At 68.3% G+C, this 16,100-nt stretch carries 14 protein-coding genes and 1 pseudogene; 9 read left to right on the forward strand and 6 right to left on the reverse strand.

Going from position 1 to position 16,100, the window contains the following annotated elements:
• Positions 1-225 precede the first annotated feature (225 nt).
• Together ABZT02_RS35435 and ABZT02_RS35440 are read left to right on the forward strand one after the other, a co-directional pair.
• Positions 226-2,007 carry a reverse transcriptase domain-containing protein gene (locus ABZT02_RS35435; protein WP_356025094.1) on the forward strand — a complete coding sequence of 594 codons (1,782 nt, stop codon included), beginning with the start codon at positions 226-228 and terminating at the stop codon, positions 2,005-2,007.
• A 113-nt stretch (positions 2,008-2,120) separates the two neighbouring features.
• Positions 2,121-2,249: pseudogene (locus ABZT02_RS35440) on the forward strand (IS5/IS1182 family transposase); the annotation flags it as partial.
• A 272-nt stretch (positions 2,250-2,521) separates the two neighbouring features.
• Here ABZT02_RS35440 and ABZT02_RS35445 read toward each other — a convergent pair.
• Positions 2,522-3,463: a helix-turn-helix domain-containing protein gene (locus ABZT02_RS35445; RefSeq protein WP_356025097.1), complete on the reverse strand. Its 942-nt coding sequence runs from the start codon at positions 3,461-3,463 to the stop codon at positions 2,522-2,524.
• 83 nt (positions 3,464-3,546) lie between these two features.
• Here ABZT02_RS35445 and ABZT02_RS35450 point away from each other — a divergent pair, with 83 nt between their 5' ends.
• A complete protein-coding gene (locus tag ABZT02_RS35450; protein ID WP_356025099.1) occupies positions 3,547-4,425 on the forward strand; it encodes an NAD-dependent epimerase/dehydratase family protein in 879 nt (292 codons plus the stop codon).
• A gap of 7 nt (positions 4,426-4,432) precedes the next feature.
• On the opposite strand, the gene ABZT02_RS35455 is transcribed toward ABZT02_RS35450, so the two are convergent.
• Positions 4,433-5,011, reverse strand: coding sequence for an IS630 family transposase (locus ABZT02_RS35455; protein ID WP_356025101.1), 579 nt, complete (start codon positions 5,009-5,011; stop codon positions 4,433-4,435).
• A gap of 114 nt (positions 5,012-5,125) precedes the next feature.
• Positions 5,126-5,317 (reverse strand): helix-turn-helix domain-containing protein, encoded by a 192-nt coding sequence (locus ABZT02_RS35460; protein WP_356025162.1) that lies wholly within the window; start codon positions 5,315-5,317, stop codon positions 5,126-5,128.
• A gap of 995 nt (positions 5,318-6,312) precedes the next feature.
• On the opposite strand from ABZT02_RS35460, the gene ABZT02_RS35465 reads away from it, so the two are divergent.
• Both ABZT02_RS35465 and ABZT02_RS35470 read left to right on the forward strand, forming a co-directional pair.
• Positions 6,313-7,170: a NucA/NucB deoxyribonuclease domain-containing protein gene (locus ABZT02_RS35465; RefSeq protein ID WP_356025104.1), complete on the forward strand. Its 858-nt coding sequence runs from the start codon at positions 6,313-6,315 to the stop codon at positions 7,168-7,170.
• Positions 7,158-7,538, forward strand: a complete 381-nt coding sequence (locus tag ABZT02_RS35470; protein WP_356025106.1) for a hypothetical protein — start codon at positions 7,158-7,160, stop codon at positions 7,536-7,538. Before ABZT02_RS35465 ends, ABZT02_RS35470 begins: the two co-directional genes overlap by 13 nt.
• 472 nt (positions 7,539-8,010) lie before the next feature.
• On the opposite strand, the gene ABZT02_RS35475 is transcribed toward ABZT02_RS35470, so the two are convergent.
• The 3 genes from ABZT02_RS35475 to ABZT02_RS35485 form a co-directional block, all read right to left on the reverse strand.
• On the reverse strand, positions 8,011-8,850 hold the full coding sequence (locus ABZT02_RS35475) for a hypothetical protein (protein WP_356025109.1): 840 nt from the start codon (positions 8,848-8,850) through the stop codon (positions 8,011-8,013).
• Positions 8,847-9,581, reverse strand: coding sequence for a MerR family transcriptional regulator (locus tag ABZT02_RS35480; RefSeq protein WP_356025111.1), 735 nt, complete (start codon positions 9,579-9,581; stop codon positions 8,847-8,849). The genes ABZT02_RS35475 and ABZT02_RS35480 overlap by 4 nt, the downstream gene beginning before the upstream one ends.
• 508 nt (positions 9,582-10,089) lie before the next feature.
• On the reverse strand, positions 10,090-10,230 hold the full coding sequence (locus tag ABZT02_RS35485; protein WP_356025114.1) for a hypothetical protein: 141 nt from the start codon (positions 10,228-10,230) through the stop codon (positions 10,090-10,092).
• Between the two features lie 86 nt (positions 10,231-10,316).
• Here ABZT02_RS35485 and ABZT02_RS35490 point away from each other — a divergent pair, with 86 nt between their 5' ends.
• The 4 genes from ABZT02_RS35490 (at position 10,317) to ABZT02_RS35505 (ending at position 16,067) form a co-directional block, all read left to right on the forward strand.
• Positions 10,317-10,784 carry a hypothetical protein gene (locus tag ABZT02_RS35490; protein WP_356025116.1) on the forward strand — a complete coding sequence of 156 codons (468 nt, stop codon included), beginning with the start codon at positions 10,317-10,319 and terminating at the stop codon, positions 10,782-10,784.
• Between the two features lie 454 nt (positions 10,785-11,238).
• Positions 11,239-11,853 carry a response regulator transcription factor gene (locus ABZT02_RS35495; protein ID WP_356025118.1) on the forward strand — a complete coding sequence of 205 codons (615 nt, stop codon included), beginning with the start codon at positions 11,239-11,241 and terminating at the stop codon, positions 11,851-11,853.
• 107 nt (positions 11,854-11,960) lie between these two features.
• The gene (locus ABZT02_RS35500) at positions 11,961-13,859 is read left to right on the forward strand and encodes a M6 family metalloprotease domain-containing protein (protein ID WP_356025120.1); all 1,899 of its coding nucleotides are present in this window, start codon (positions 11,961-11,963) and stop codon (positions 13,857-13,859) included.
• Between the two features lie 72 nt (positions 13,860-13,931).
• On the forward strand, positions 13,932-16,067 hold the full coding sequence (locus ABZT02_RS35505) for a hypothetical protein (RefSeq protein WP_356025122.1): 2,136 nt from the start codon (positions 13,932-13,934) through the stop codon (positions 16,065-16,067).
• Positions 16,068-16,100 lie beyond the last annotated feature (33 nt).

Consider the following 16,100-nt stretch of genomic DNA (forward strand, 5'->3'; position numbering starts at 1 on the left):
CGATGTCCAGCGAGGACATTCAAGGAGATGAGTGGGACGCCTGTGTCGCGCTAGAACGTACAGCAGAGACGAACGTGGGATCGCCTACGGGATGCGAGTCCTATGGCGACGGAGGCCCCGTAGTAGTCGCCGGAGTCACGACCGGCCAAGGAGGACGGGAAAGCCGTCCGCATCGGGCGAAGGGGGCCAGGTGATTCGGACACTTGAACCCGGGAGGTATGCGGAATGCAGAACGCCAAAACGGTGCTGGGTGTCCTGCGTGAACGCGGCAGGCGTGGCCTGCCGTGTGATGAACTGTATCGGCAGCTGTTCAACCCGCAGTTGTATCTGCTGGCCTACGGGCGCATCTACGCCAACCATGGTGCGATGACGCCCGGGGTCACGTCGGAAACCGTGGACGGCATGTCACAGCGGAAGATTGACCGGATCACCGAGGCGATGCGCCACGAGCGCTACCGCTTCCGCCCGGTCCGGCGCATTTATATCCCGAAGAAGAATGGGAAGACGCGTCCGCTGGGGCTACCGACCTGGTCGGACAAACTCGTCGGTGAAGTGGTCCGCCTGTTATTGGAGGCGTATTACGAGCCGACGTTCTCCGACCACTCTCATGGGTTTCGTCCCCGCCGGGGCTGCCATACCGCTCTGCGGGAGGTGGACCACACCTGGACCGGGACGTCTTGGTTCATCGAAGGGGACATCGCCGACTGTTTCAGCAGCCTGGACCACGAGGTCCTGCTGTCGATCCTCGGCGAGAAGATCCATGACCAGCGGTTCCTGCGGCTGGTGTGCAACATGCTCAAGGCCGGATACCTGGAGGACTGGAGATGGGGCGCCACGCTCTCCGGAGCGCCGCAAGGCGGAGTGGCCTCCCCGATCCTGTCCAACATCTACCTGCACAAGTTGGATGAGTTCGTCGAGACAGTTCTGATTCCGGAGTACACCCGAGGGAAGCGCCGGGCCCGCAACCCGGCATATCTGGAGTTGCAGAATCTGCTGGCGAAAGCACGCCGGCGCGGCGACCGGGTCCAGGCCCGTGCGCTGCGTCAGCAGATGGTCAGCCTGCCGAGCGCGGATCCCGGCGATCCGGGATACCGCAGGCTGCGCTATATACGCTATGCGGATGATCACCTCCTCGGTTTCACCGGACCGAAAGCCGAGGCCGAGCAGATCAAACAACGCCTGGCCCAGTTCCTGCGTGACGAACTCAGGCTGGAACTGTCCCGGGATAAAACGCTGATCACTCACGCCCGCACCCGGGCAGCGAGGTTTCTCGGCTACGAGATCACGACCCAGCACAACGACACGAAGAAGACTGGCCGTTACCGTCGAATCAACGGCCAGATAGCACTCCGTGTCCCACAGGACGTGATCAAAGCCAAGTGCGCCCCTTATATGGATCGCGGAAAACCCGCGAAGACGACGGCCCTGACCAATAGCAGCGATCATGCAATCGTGGCAACCTACGGGACCGTTTATCGGGGTGTCGTCCAGTACTACCTGCTTGCCGGGGATGTCTTCCGGCTGCACCGGCTGCAATGGGTCATGGAGACTTCTATGCTCAAGACTCTTGCAGCCAAGCATCGCTCGTCAGTGTCGAAGATGGCCGCCAAGCACAAGGCCAGAATCGACACGCCCAACGGGCCCCGAGTCTGCTTCGAGGCCCGTATCGAGCGGAAGAACAGGAAGCCGCTGGTGGCACAATTCGGTGGAATTCCTCTCCAACGGCAGCGGGCGGCGGAACTCGCCGATCGTGAGCCGGTACGGGTGGACTATCCGCAGAAGGAACTCATCGCGAGGCTCCTAGCGGATACCTGCGAGATCTGCGGAAGTAAGGGCAACGTGCAAGTTCACCACGTCCGCGCTCTCGCCGATCTTGCGCATGCCGGATGGCAGCCTTCCGATTGGGCGCGCGTCATGCTTCACCGACGGCGCAAAACCGTCCTGGCCTGCGACACTTGCCACGACCGTATTCATTCGGAACGGCCAGCCAGGCCACTCACGCAGTAGTCACTGGAGAGCCGGATGACCGGGAAACCGTCATGTCCGGTTCGGCGGGAGGCCGCGCGGAACAGGAGTCGCCCTCATGGTGAGCACCTCGCCGCGCGGCCGACCCAACCTCCTGGCTGCACGGCTTCCGTTGGCTGCGCATCCGCTGGGAACGACGCGATGACATCCACGAAGCCTTCCTCGGACTCGCCGTCTGTCTGATCACCCACCGCCACGTCCAGAGGCTTTGTTGTGGCCAGTAAGGCTCCCGCCGCCGTCGATGCCGCGACCGGGAAGATCTTCAGAGGACGCCGCAAGGAACTAGTGGCTTGTCACGCGGCCTTGGCCGGGTAATCGACCCGCTGCGCGTCGGCCGGCAGACGGTCTTCAAGATCTGATCTCGGAGATGGTCGTGGACGTCGACCCCCTGTAGGAGTGCTCTGGTCGACGGATCATGAAGGCGCACGGTGCAACAGATCGTGGCCCTCGTAGTGCGGACGGGGTGCCCTACCGCAGCGTGGTCATGCTTCCAACATCAGCGGGAGGCACCAGTGGGCGCTCGGTTGAAGCTCGCGCGATAGGCCGTGGGAGTGAGGCCCACCCGGCCGACCATGTGCTTGCGGAGGGAGTCCGCGCTGCCCAGACCGCTCTTCTGGGCTACCTGATCCATGGGCAACTCGGTGGTCTCCAGCAGCTCTCTGGCCCGGTCGATGCGCTGGTGCAGCAACCATTGGAGCGGGCTCAGCCCAGTCTCTGCGTGGAAGCGCCGGCTGAGGGTGCGCACGCTCATCTTGGCGTGATCGGCCAGGTCGGCCAGGGTGAGCGGGCGATCGAGGTGTTCGAGCGCCCAGACGCGAGTGAGGGCGAGAGAGGTGCCGCGCTCCGGCGGTAGCGGTGTCTCGATGAACTGGGACTGCCCGCCCGGGCGTACGGGAGGGACGACGGCGAGCCGCGCGGCCGTGTTGGCGACCGCCGCGCCGTAGTCGATTCTGACCAGATGCAGGCACAGATCGATGGCGGCGGCTGCGCCCGCCGAGGTGAAGATGCCGCCGTCCTCGACAAAGAGGAGGTCGGGCTGCACAGCGATGGACGGGAAGCGAGTGGCGAGGTCGCCGGCCAGTCCCCAGTGGGTCGTGGCGCGTAGTCCGTCGAGCAGGCCTGCTTGGGCCAGTACGAAAGCGCCCGTACACAGGGAGGCGATCCGCGCGCCGGTGGCCGCGGCTTTCCGTAGGGCGTCGAGGGCTTCCGTGGGAGCCTGCTCGCCGCCGCTGCCGACAGCGATGACCGTGTCAGCGCCCTCCACCGCGTCCAGGCCGTCCGGCACCACGATGGCGGGGCCGTTGACGGTTGGCATCGGGCCGGGCCGCGCCGTACAGACGCGCACGTCATAGTGCGGGACGCTGTTGAACACCATGAGCGGAATCGAGACGTCGAAGCTGAGCACGGGCGGCACGATGACTGCGGCGACGCGGTGCATGGCCAGATCCTCCGGAGGGTTGGCATTCTGGCCACTATCCTAGGAGGCCGTGGAGCGGCACCGTTGTCAACATGAAATCTCATGTGATCGTGGGCCGCGGGGCCGCCGCGTCGAAGACCGCTCTGCTGCTGGCCGAGGACGGCGAGCGGGTGCGAATGATCAGCCGAACCGGCGGCGGGCCCGACCACCCGCTCATCGACAAGGTCACAGCGGACGCGACCGACACCGACCGGCTCACCGAGCTGGTAGAGGGGGCGGACACGCTCTTCACCACTGCCGCGCCGCCGTACCACCTCTGGCCTGAGCAGTTTCCGATCTTGTCGGCGTCGCTCCTCAGTGCGGTGAAGCGGACCGGGGTCACGTACGTCATGCTCGGCAATCTCTACGCCTATGGGCCGGTAAGTGGGCCGATCACGCCCGACCTCCCCCTGGCCGCAACTGGCCCCAAGGGGCGGGCCAGGGCGCGGGTATGGGAGGAGGCTGCGGCCTCAGGGGTGAAGGTCACCGAGGTGCGGGCCGCCCAGTTCTACGGCGCCGGCGCCGTCTCAGTGTTCAGCCTCATGGTGCAGCGGCAGGTGATGGAAGGCAAGCTGGTCCTGGTGCCGCAAGAGCTCGACGTGCCGCACAGTTACTCGGCGGTCGGCGACACCGCACGCACGCTGGTCGCCGCGAGCCGCAACGAGCAGGCGTACGGCCGGGCCTGGCACGCACCCACCGCGACCCTGTCGGTGCGGGAACTGGCAGTGCGACTGGCCGAACTCGCGGGGGCACCGGAACCGCGGATGGAAGAGATGACCGAACGCGACCTGACCCTGCTCGCGTTCACGGAACCGTTCTGGGCGGAGATGCACGAAGTACTCACCAAGCCCGGCGAGCCGTTCGTCGTCGACTACTCTGAGACTGAGAAGACCCTTGGCGTAAGCGCCACCCCGGTGAACGACGTGCTCCGGGAAGTGATCTAACGGCTTGTCACGCGGCCTTGGCCGGGTATTCGGTCCATGCCCGGATCGGCGAGTCGGGCGCGAAGTTCGTCTTTGGCTCCGCGCGGGTGTTGCGCCAGCGGATGTAGGCGGCGATGGTGGCGTTCTGCTCGTCGTGGCTGCGATGGTCGGTGCCGTTGAGTGCGAAGTAGCGCAGGGCCGCGAACTCGGCCTCGATCCAGTTCAGCCAGGAGCCGTAGGTCGGCAGGAAGACCAACTCGACCTCGTGGTCGGCTGCCCAGGTGCGGACCTTGGCGTGCTTGTGCGGGGAGAAGTTGTCCAGCACCACACACAGCTTCTGACCGGGCCAGCGGGCACGCAGAGCCTTGAGGAGGTCGAGGAACTCGCGCCACCGCTTGCGTGGGCGGATGCGGTAGTACAGCTTGCCGGTGGCCAGATCGAGGGCGGCGAGCATTCGGTTGTAGGTGGCCCGCAGCCTGCGAGGACGCCTCACCAGCCCCCACGCCTTGCCCCTGCGGGGGGTCAGGTTCAGCGGCCCGAACTCATCGACGCATATCACCCGCCCGTCGACGGGCGGGGTGTCGTACAGCGCCAGGACGCGGTGCATCTTGGCGATGAACTCCGGGTCGGTGGAAGCCTTCCACGTGGTGGTGGTCTTTCAGGAGACCTTGCCGGCGCGCAGGATCCGGCGCAGGGTCTCCCGGCTGATGGCCGCGGTCACCTACTGCTTGATGAGGTGGTCGGCGAGCTTGCTCAGGCTCCAGGTGGAGAACGCGGTGATCTTCCAGTCGGCGGGGGACGTCCGAGCGATCAGGCGGATGTGCTCGCGCACCTCGTCACTGATCGTCTTGGGGCGTCCCCCGCTCCATTTTGGGTCCAACGAGACCAGCCCCTGCTCGTTGAAGGCGTGGATGACGTCGCGGACGTAGTCCTCGCTGACCTACATCAGCACGGTGATGTCCTTGACGGTCTGACCTTGGGCGGACATCAGCACCACGATCGCCCGACGGAGTTTCACCGGGTCCTTCGCCGTGCGGCTGATCCTCAGCAGCTTCCGGCCCTCCTCAAGCTGACCGGCCGGATGAACACACTGGGTCGACGCCCCACGACCGCCTCCAAGATCAGATCTTGGAGACAGTCTGCTGCCCAACGACCAGCAGGCCGATTACCTGGCCAGTACTGCGTGACGAGCCACTAGGTTGACCTGCAAAAACGTCTTGGATCGACGTTGATCGGCGAGGCCCGCCGAGATCCTCACAGGACTCATGATCCGTCGGCCGTGGGTTCGAGTCCCACCCGCCCCACCCGTGTAGGCCTCTGACCTGCGAAAACGTTCATTTTGTCCTGTCGGATCGTCAACTTTGCCTGAACGGACTGAATTTGCTGCTCGTGAGTTCGGCCTCGGTGTCGGTAGCGCGGATGCCCCTGACCTGCGCGGATGTTCCAGTTCGGCGCGGTTGAACTTGCGGTACATGGCTCCCACGGCTGGATGGGCACTGGATTCTGGACGCTGGCTGGACGCGGGGAAACCGGAAGTGGTAGCTCCGGTGCCGAGTCATCCACTCTGCCCAGGGGTGTAGCCGTGTCGGCGCGGTGTGGTGGCAACTGGCCTCGCCTGGATCGTGCCGTTGCCGACGTGGCCGGTCGGAGTGGGGGAGAAACATTCACCAGAAGCAAACTGATCGCTACGGCCGCGACCCTGACCATCGCTGCCACCGGCACCATCGCCGCCTCCGCTCCTCGCGGCGGAACCAGCGAGATCACCGTCACCACCAGCACGGCGAAGTCCGACTTCAGCGCCGACAACCTCACAGGGCGGTCACGCCGCGGGCAGGCGAACCGGCCGGGTACTGCAAGCAGCCCAACCCCATGACCACTGCGGTCAACCGCACGATGGACTGCTACCACATGCCCATCACGGTCAGTGTGAAGAAGAACGGCCGCACCGTCGGGACCGCCAAATTCACTGTGTGGCATGAGGTCCACCTGAACCTCAAGAGCTTCAAGTGGTCCGAGAAGATCACCGTTGGCAAGGCCAGCAAAACCGGCAACGCCAGCGGCATCATCACCACCTTCCACCCCTCCTGCGGATCCGGCTGCCAGGTCCACGTCGGCGGCGGCCTCGCCTCCCCGTTCACCCTGGGCTCGGCCAGCACCGGTGCGGCGAACCACACCTTCACCGTCAGCCGGGGTCACCCGCGCTCCGCCCCCACCCGCTACGAGTTCGACTTCAAGAAGGCGGGCTACACCAGCGGGGAAGCCGCCTACGTCGGATCCACCTACCGCTGCGACGACGAGGACCGTCAATACGGCGCAGGCTGCGTCTACTCGACCCGCATCTCGGTCGAGAAGGACTGGACCAAGCTGTCCGACATGGCCAACATGCCCGGGATCGGCGACAATATCCGCAAGGTCCAAGGCGCCGGACTCCACATCGGCTACCCCGGCTCCAGCGTTCCTCTCACCCGGGCCGCCAAGGCCCAGGCCGACCAGAACCGAAGCGAAGTCTGTGGCCCGAGCGTCCAGCCCAAGCCGAGCGACATCTGGTGGACCGTCGACCCCAGCGACGACGGCACCAAGCCCTCCTGCGACGAGTACCCGTTTGCCGAGACCACGCAGGGCGGCAACACTTACAACCCACCCAACCGGTCCATCAAGTGGGTGCCGTTGCAGGAGGACCGCCGGCAGGGCGGCATCATCCGAACCTTCTTCGGCCGCTACCACATCCTGCCCGGAGACAAGTTCTACGTTCAATGGCCACCCTGAACCACGCCTTCTACGTCATCGGAATGGGAGAACCCGACGGCATCGCCCTGCCCTCCATGTCCTCCCGTACCCGCGTCACTGCCACCGACAGCGAGAGCTGTCTCACCATCACGGCAGGCTCCACCGAGTGGGAGCCGGTCAAGATCAGCTTTCTCGTCTACGACCAGGAACCCGAGCCGCTGCCGGGGGAGTGGACCCACATTGAAGCCTTCACCTGTACCGCCACCGACGCCCCGGCCAGTTTCACAACCGGCACTGACCCCGACGACATGTTCCAGGAACCGCCGCCGGAGCACCTGTTCAGCCGGCCCGACCTCGAACCCCCTACCGCTGGAAGGGACGCCTCCTCGTTGCTGCGTACGAGGTAGAGGAACACGTCCTCCAGTTCTGGCCCGCGTAGTACAGAGCGGCTTGCACTCACTGGCTGCCCAACGAAGAAGTCAAGCTGTGCCGGGGAATGGAATTCCGTGATCAGGTGAGCCAGGCCGCGACTCGGACGCGCTCTGGTCCCGGAGCTCGACGAGAAGCCTCTTTCTCGGCCCCCGGGCGCTGCCGTGATTCTCAGCTTCACCGGTCTCGGCGCCAAGCACGGCGCCCAGGTGCTCGCCGACGCTCATGCAGAAGGCCCACGCAATCCTGTGCGACGCCAGCCGCAACGGGGTGCGCCTGTACTACCCGGGCGGCGACGTCGAACACGTCACCGAGCAGGGTATGCGCCGACGTCCACGCCGCCATCACTACCAGCCTGGAACGGGACTGGCCACCCTCCATCCAGGGCCTCATCGACCGCGGCGAAGTCGTCTGCTGCTTCGCCTGTGTGGTCGGAACCGATCTCTGTGCTCAGGAGAGCTGACGGAGTGCGCTGACCAGTGCGCGCGGGTCGTCGGCGTGGAAGCGGATGGTGTGGGCCTTTCCCGTTGCGCCGAGCGGGCGGGTGAAGGGGAGTGGCCGGTTCAGCTCCAGGGTCACCGAGGTCTGGCTGCCCACGATCAGGTCGAGGACCCCGTCCTCGGAGAGGGTGATCAGGCCGCCTTCGGGGTAGCGCCGGTCGACCCGGACCGAGGCGACGGCGTCCGGCGGTACGGCGAGGTCGAAGAGGGCTCCGTAGCGGATCCGCAGAGAGCCGTCGGGGCGTACGACGTGCGGTCGGGTGACGCAGGCGGCGTGCAGGGCCAGCACGAGGACGACGCCGTACAGGTCGAGTACCAGGATTACCCGGTGAACCGCCGGCCAAGGGATGAGGAGGGCCAGCCCCACTGTCTCGATCACCATCACGAAGAGCAGCCCGTACATCATCGCGGTCTGGGGCCCGGTGTACGCGGCAGCCAGGTCCCCGGGGCGCACCCCGTGCGTGCCGCGCCGCACCCACCGCCCCAGGGAGGCGAGGGCGCGCAGCTCGTGGAGGACCAGGCGGCGGACCGTCACCGGCACCGCCTCCCGTACGGCGGACCGCCGCGCCCCCCGGCGGTCCGCGCCGCGGGCGCGCGCGGCGACATACAGCGAGCGCAGCACCCAGGCTTCCAGCAGCAGCGCTGCGAACACCAGCGTCTCGGCGCCCGCCAGCGCCCACCCGGGTGGCCGGGCCCCGGCCACCAGGCAGGCCGCCAGGGCCAGTTCCCCCGGGAGCACGGCGGCTACCGCGATCCGCGCCGCCCGTACGCCCCTTGGCCGGCCGCTCATCCCCGGCCCCTTTCCACGAAAGCCTCCATGAGCCGACCCACGACTTCCGCCTGCGCTGGGGTGTACTCGGCGAGCAGCGCCTCCTTGAACCCGGTCACGACCACCCCGTCCTTGGGGACCGCGGCGAACAGCTCCTCGGGGACGGCTGCCATCAGATCAGCTACCAGGGGCGCGATCCTCGGATCGTCGGTGGGGGCATCGGCGAGCCCGTCGAGGCGCTCATACAGTTCGACAACCGCGGGATCGGCGACCAGCGTCCCGAGTAGCCCGAGCATCTCTTGGTTACCGGTGCTGGTGGCGTCCATCAGCGTGAGGTACTCGCGGTCTTTGGCCGCGCTCGGCGAGTCTGTTCGGGGGGCCTGTGCCAGCAGTGCGGCGAGGGCGGGTGAGACGGGCCCGGTCGCGCCGGGCGGCTCGGCAAGCAGGGCGCCGAGTCGGCGGCGGCGCTCCCTGATGTCGGCTTCCTGGCGGGCCAGGTCGGCGTCGAGTTCTGCCAATATCTCGGTCAGTTCGCGCCCGGCATCGTCGGCGAGGGCGTCGCGCACTTCATCGAGGCTGAGGCCAAGTTCGGTGAGCCGGCGCACCCTGGCGAGCAGGACGGCGTCGCGGACGCTGTAGGCCCGGTAGCCGTTCGGGCGCCGCTCCGGTTCCGGAAGCAGCCCGACATGGTGGTAGTGCCGGATCGCCCGGGTGGTGAGCCCCACGAGCGCGGCGATCTCTCCGATTCGCATGCCGCCAGTAGAAACCCTGCCGTTGCGTCAAGGTCAAGCGGCGAAAGCATCGTCGGGCGCAACACGATTCGAGCGTGTCTACACACCGGAGTCGTACGCCTTCGCCAGCGCACGAAGTGACGCATGTCGTGAAGCCCGTTCTGTCACCCGATCCGGGCGTCAATCGGAAGAACTCGGTACGGAAAGTCCGTAAGAGCGACAGGACTTGTCCGCTCAAAAGAACGCGCTCGCGCTGACAAAGTCGGATCCCGGAGGCTCTCGATGACTCATTGGCGCCTCGCCGCCTGGCCTCTCGCGATCTTCGGCTTCGGGTATGCCGCCCTTTGGCTATTCTTGACGTTCGGGGACCCGCCGTCCGGGCTTCCCGGTCGCGAGGGGCCGTCACGGCTGCCGCCCTGACGGGCGCCGCCCTCGGCGGTGCCGTGGTCCTCTCCTGGCTCCTGGACGACCGTCCGGGCCTTAACTGGAACAATCCCAGGCCTCATCACCTCAATGCGGCGGGCACGTATCACGCGGTCTTCCTCGTCCTCGCCTGAGCCACCTTCACCGGCCTCGCCGCCGACCTCGTGGTGCAGCTGCGCCGCGCGTCCGTGGAAGCCGTCAGGAAGGCGATCACCTCGTCGTGGGCCTCGGCGGCGCTGGCCTGCATGGCCGGGTACGGCTACCTGGGACCTGGGGTACCTGGACGCGACGAGAGGGGCCGCGACGATCGGCAGCACGACCTCTCTGACGGTCATGGCCGTCGCCGCGCTCGTCGTCGTCGCCGGACTGTTGCTCCTCGGAGGCGGGCTGGGACGCGCCTGTCTCAACACCCTGGTGACCGCGCTTATCCTCACCCTCTTCACCACGGCCTTCGCCCTCGTGCATCCGCAGATGAGCGCCCTCAGCCATGCCGCGTTGGTGAGCGCCGTCCTGTCGGGACTGGGGCTGACCTCGACGACCGACTCCGCGAGCCATGTGTCGGTCGTCGAGGCGTTGGGGGTGTGCGGGCTCTTCGGGGCGACGACGGTGTACCTCTCCACGACCCACTCGGACAAGCTGTGGGTGGCCGTGGCCGCCGCGTTCCTCGCGGTGACGGGGGCCGTCGCGTTCGACCGGGTGCGAGGCGAGGTCCCGAGCCGTTCCTCGACGTGTGCGGCTGCTCGCGCCACCCCCAACCGCGCTTGTACGGCGGCGGGTTCCTCCGACGACGCGGAGGCGTAGCCAGTGCCTCGCCCGTGACGTCGCGGCCGGTGGCGGCGGCGAGGACGTCGCGCGCCTGTGGCCAGCCCGGCGACGACCACCTCCAGCTCGGCGCGGGTTCGCACCATGTCGCGGGCGCCTCGCTCGCCCATCACCGGTCAGACCCTCTTCGACGGCGGCGTCGGCATCGCCCCGCACACCCACAGCTGCCCCGAGAGCGTGACCATCCTCGAAGGTGACGCCATCGTGGAGATCGGCGGCACCGAACACCACGGTCGACGCGACCCGCACCCTCGTCGGGACCGGCGTCACGGCACGGGTCGACGCGGAGCACGACAAGGCAGCCGCCCCCTGAGCTGCGGGTGCCCCTCGGCCCGGGCTGCGGCCCGGTGTCGCTGCCCGCGCTCGGCGTGCCGGAACCACGCGGGGGATGAACACTGGAAGTGCATCCGGTACCAGCTTTCTCGAGGGCCCCATGAGTACCGACGTGAGCCGTGTCGCCGTGGTCGGTGACTGCCCCGCCTATCGGTACGGGCTGGCCCGTGTCATCGACTCCGCGCCCGACCTGGAGTTCGCCGTCGGGGCGCGGTCCGTCGCGCAGGCCGAGGGGGAGCTGGAGAGCGGTGACCTGCTCCTCCTGGACCTCCAGGAGCCGCCGGGCGCCCTGTCGGCGACCGTCTCGCGGCTCGCCGCGCGCGGCGTGCGGGTCATGGTGGTGTACGCCGCGCCCCCCGCCGACATCGCGGAGCCCATCCGCGCCGGAGCCCGGGGCTGTCTGAGCCGGCAGGCCGGCGAGCTGGAACTGCTGGCGGCGATCAGACTCGTCGTCGCCGGCTGCCGTTACATCTCCGCCGTCCTCGCGGTCGGCCCGCGCCCGTGTCTCGACCCGCCCTGCCGGGTCACGAAACGCGAGCGGGAGATCCTGGAACTGGTGGCGGTCGGGGAGACGGATCACGGCATCGCCGTCCGCCTGGGCATCAGCGAGAACACCGTGCACTCCCATCTGGACCGGCTCAGGGACAAGATCGGGTCCCGGCGGCGCGCCGATCTCACCCGCTTCGCCCTCTCCCACGACATCGTCAAGGGGTAGTTCTGCCCCTGCCGCCCGGGGTGGTTCTGCCCTTTCAGCGCATCGCGTCGGGGCGGAAACTGAAGTCGGCGGCCCTTCGCTCCCTTGTCGTACGGGAGGAGTGCGCGATGAGTGCCATCTTCGGTGAAACCCTCACCTTCACCCAGCACAAAGGCGGCGACGTACAGCTCGTCACCTTCGGCGACGACAAATACGCGCGGTACGAGACGCTGGACGGCTACACGGTCGTGTACGACCCCGAGTACGACGGCTACTGCTACGCGAAGCCGGTCGGCGAGGGCCCTCGGCGGCGCTTCGGCTCCACGGGCGTACGCCTCTCGGACCGGCCGCCCGAAGGACTGCGCCGGCATCTGAAGGAGGGCTCGGAGTACCGCAGAAACGTGGTGGGGGACCGCTTCGCGAAGATGGTGCCGCCGGAGAAGAGGGGAGGTATGCCCTCCGACGTCGGCTTCACCTTCGGCGCCAATCGCGGGCTGCTGCCCGGCGACCGGGTCAGCGAGGGGAACGTGGCCGGCCTGACCATTCTCGTCACCTTCCCCGGCACCGACTCGGATGTCACGCCCGACGACGTGATCGCCATGCTGAACAGCCCGAACTACCACGCCAACGGAAACCGCGGTTCGGTGAACGAGTTCTTCAAGACGATGTCGACGGGCCGGCTCGACTTCACCAACGAGGTCGTGGGGCCGTACCGGCTGCCCCGGTCCAAGCTGGCGTACGCGAACACGGAAGGGCTCCTCGTCCCGGACGCGATCCAGGCGGCGGTCGACGACGGAGTGGACTTCGGCCGGTTCGACTCCCAAGGGCGCGGCATCGTCGACTCGTTGAACATCATGTACGCGGGCCGCACCGAGTACGTGGGCGACTTGTGGCCGCACAACTGGGTACACCGCCGGGTCGTCGACGGCACCCGGACCGAGCTGTACACCGTCACCGCCATGGGGCGTAACGCCGCCGATCTGAGCATCGGCACCTACTGCCACGAGAGCGGGCACCTCCTGTGCCGCTGGCCCGACCTGTACGACTACGGGACGATCGAACGCGAGGGCGACGACTTCACCAGCGCGGGCCTCGGGAACTACTGCGTGATGGCCGCGGGCGACCATCTGGGCAGGGGCCGTACGCCGTCGGCCGTGTGCGCGTATCTGCGGCGGCTGGTCGACTGGTGCGGTGAGGAGGTCGACCTCGCGGCCGAGGGCGACTTCGCCGTCGAACACGGGGCGTACGACAAGGTCTACGTCTACGACAACCCGCAGCGCTCGAACGTCGAGTACTTCATCGTCGAGAATCGCAGCCGCCGCGGCTTCGACTCGGCCCTCTCCGCCAGCGGCCTCGCCGTCTACCACTGCGACATCAACGGCTCCAACGAGTTCCAGCAGGGTACGCTGCTCAAGCACTACCAGTGCGCGCTCGTACAGGCCGACGGCCATCTGGACCTGGAGACCAACCGCAACCAGGGAGACGGCTCGGACCTCTACGGCCCCAGCCCCGGCACGGCCCTCTCGCACAGCAGCCGACCCGCGTCCCTGTGGTGGGACGGCAGCGAGTCAGGCCTCACCATCTCCGAGATCGGCGAGCCGGGCCCGGTGATCACCTTCCACGCCGGGGCGCACGACGACGCCGCTCAGGCCCTCATCACGGGAGAGTCGTCGCCGGACGCGCCGATCCCGCAGGAGGACCCCGGTGGTCTGACCGACGCCATCACGCTCCAGGGCGCGGGTACCGTGCGTGAGCTGAAGGTCGTGATCGACATCGAGCATCCCCACATCGGGGACCTGCGTGTGGTGTTGCTTTCGCCGACCGGACGGCGGGCGGTGCTGCACAACCGCACGGGCGGAGCCACCAAGAACCTGCGGCTCTCGCTGGACTCCCAGCCGCCCTCCTTGCTCGCCTCACTCGTGGGGACCGGCGTGGCGGGCCCCTGGGCGCTGCGCATCACGGACGCGGCTCAGCCCGCCGCCGGCACTCTGCGCCACTGGGACCTGAGGGTCAGGACCGGTTCCTGAGCGCGCCCCGGGCCGCAGCGCACTCCCACCGGCCGCACCCGCGTCGGCAGTCCCGACAAGGAGCCGAACATCATGGCCAAGTCCGTCCGCCTCGGCATCATCCGGGCCCGGCACGACACCACCGTGCCCGTCATCCCCGACCCCGCCTGCATCGCGGTGCTCATGACCGGCGACCACGCCGTGCTGCGGTTCTGGGAGAACACCACCCGGGGACATCTCGACTTCGTCGACTCGACGATGTTCCCGTGGGTCGACATGACGATCGGGACCGACACCTCCCGCGCGGCCCAGGCCCGCGCCGCCGTCGACGCGCTGCGCGCCCGGTTCCCCGATCCCCCGGAGTGGCCGGGCCTCAACGGCCTGATCGTCCTCACCCACCCGGGACAGCGGACCATGCCCAACCCCCTGGCGGGGACCCCGGGTCAGCCGCCCACGATCACGCAGAGCTTCGACGGCGGCGCGAGCGGCGTCGACGGACTGCCGGTCGCCGTGCTGCCGGTGATGGCGAGCGACCACACCTTCATGTGCCACGAGGTCGGTCATGTCCTCGGCCTGGACCACTCCTTCGGGCTCGACAACAACGGCACCGACTGGGCGCCGGGCGACGCCGACATCATCGTGGGCCAGGAGTACGGCTCGCCGTACGACCTCATGTCGTCGGCCACCTTCGCCGGCCGCTTCCTCGGCACGGGGCCGACCTACTCCGGTGAGCCGACCTTCACCGGGCCGGCGGTCCCCGGCTGGCCGTACCCGGGCGCCGTCGCGATGGGCCCGCACCTCGCGCGCGCGAACCTGCATCTGTTCATGCCGGACGCGCTGGCCGGCCGGGTGGTCGAGGCGCCCTTCCCGCAGTCGGGCGCGCCGGTCACCGCGCGTCTCGTACCGGCGTCCGCGTCGAACGGCAGGTGCCTGCTCCTGCTGCACCCGCCCGGCGAGCCGGCCAACGGGGTGGGCCGCGTCTACGTCGAGTACCGCGTACCCGAGGGCTGGGACGCCGGCATGGACCCGCTGGGGGCGAGCCTCTCGCGGGAGGGAGTGGTCGTCCACTCGGTCGTCGACATCGCCAACAAGGGCCCGCGCGTGTGGTATCGAGGGGCCGTACCGACGCATTCACCGGACACCGACGTCACCGTCGCGACGACACCGCTCGTCGTGCGCACCGTGGCCGCCGATCCGGACCGGCACTGGGTGGACGTGTCGGTCACGGCCGGCGCGGCGAGCGCGGCCGAGATCGTCCGGGGGCTCCAGACCGACGGCGTGATGGGTCCCGTCGGTGACCTCCAGGAGACCAGGACGCCGTGCGGCGATCCCGTCCGCCGCGGGACGTTCGCCACGGCCACGACCGCCGCCTTCGGCGTGCGCAGCACCGGCTTCGGCGGCAGCGGTGTCCCCGTCGACCCGCAGCCCACGGTCAGCTGGAGCGTAGGAGGTGTCCCGGTGGCCGCGCCGGGCGGGACGGTCGACGTGCCCGTGGACGGGGCGGTGTTCACGCTCGACTACACGATCGAGCCGGAGACGGCCGAGCTGGTGCTCACCTCCCGCGGCGGGGAGCGATACGAGACGCCCGCGGTGGTGACGGTGAGCGGCGGCGGGACGACGGCGTCCGCCACGGCCGTGTTCACGGCACCGGGGTGGGTGGAGGGCATCCACCCCGACGACGTGGCGAAGCTCGGTGACTGTCTGGCCCGGATCGCGCAGCGGTACCAGCGGATGCCCGCGCCGTTCCGCAGGCCGACGCCCGAACCGCCGTGGAGCGACCTCAACACGCGCCGGATCGCCGAACGGGCCTGGCTGAGGCAGGCGTTCAGGCTGATCGCCCAGCCGCCGGACCTCGACGCCGTCGGACGCGGCGAGCTGAGCAGGCTGCTCCAGGCGCAGGCGTCGCCCAGCGCGTTCATGGACGCGCTGGCAGAGGTGGCCGTCGACTCCAGCGTGCCGGAGGTGGACCTCGCCGACTGGCTCCGCAACCCCGAGTTCACGCCGTATCCCGCACTCGCCCAGTCGTTGCTGCTGAGGCTGAACAGCAGGGGGCTGAAGCGCCCGGTGTTCCTGGACGTCATCGCGTTCAACTACGAGAACTCGCCGGGGCAGCCGTCGCCGCGTCTTCTGGAGGACGTGGACACGGGCGTTCTGGAGGCGGCCGTCGTCGAGGGCTGGAACGTGCGGTACGGGGAGACGGCGCCGGGGTTCGCGCAGTTGCTGGCGTGACGGGCCTGCCGGCGTGCGGGACGTCATGCCGGT

It is taken from the genome of Streptomyces sp. NPDC005402, from assembly GCF_040606575.1.
Lineage (GTDB): Bacteria > Actinomycetota > Actinomycetes > Streptomycetales > Streptomycetaceae > Streptomyces.

Coding starts and splice junctions, on each gene's coding strand:
- ABZT02_RS35435 (WP_356025094.1), top strand. CDS start 226: ATGCAGAACGCCAAAACGGTGCTGGGTGTCCTGCGTGAACGCGGCAGG.
- ABZT02_RS35445 (WP_356025097.1), bottom strand. CDS start 3,463: ATGCACCGCGTCGCCGCAGTCATCGTGCCGCCCGTGCTCAGCTTCGAC.
- ABZT02_RS35455 (WP_356025101.1), bottom strand. CDS start 5,011: ATGCACCGCGTCCTGGCGCTGTACGACACCCCGCCCGTCGACGGGCGG.
- ABZT02_RS35465 (WP_356025104.1), top strand. CDS start 6,313: ATGCCCATCACGGTCAGTGTGAAGAAGAACGGCCGCACCGTCGGGACC.
- ABZT02_RS35470 (WP_356025106.1), top strand. CDS start 7,158: ATGGCCACCCTGAACCACGCCTTCTACGTCATCGGAATGGGAGAACCC.
- ABZT02_RS35475 (WP_356025109.1), bottom strand. CDS start 8,850: ATGAGCGGCCGGCCAAGGGGCGTACGGGCGGCGCGGATCGCGGTAGCC.
- ABZT02_RS35480 (WP_356025111.1), bottom strand. CDS start 9,581: ATGCGAATCGGAGAGATCGCCGCGCTCGTGGGGCTCACCACCCGGGCG.
- ABZT02_RS35485 (WP_356025114.1), bottom strand. CDS start 10,230: ATGCAGGCCAGCGCCGCCGAGGCCCACGACGAGGTGATCGCCTTCCTG.
- ABZT02_RS35490 (WP_356025116.1), top strand. CDS start 10,317: ATGGCCGTCGCCGCGCTCGTCGTCGTCGCCGGACTGTTGCTCCTCGGA.
- ABZT02_RS35495 (WP_356025118.1), top strand. CDS start 11,239: ATGAGTACCGACGTGAGCCGTGTCGCCGTGGTCGGTGACTGCCCCGCC.
- ABZT02_RS35500 (WP_356025120.1), top strand. CDS start 11,961: ATGAGTGCCATCTTCGGTGAAACCCTCACCTTCACCCAGCACAAAGGC.
- ABZT02_RS35505 (WP_356025122.1), top strand. CDS start 13,932: ATGGCCAAGTCCGTCCGCCTCGGCATCATCCGGGCCCGGCACGACACC.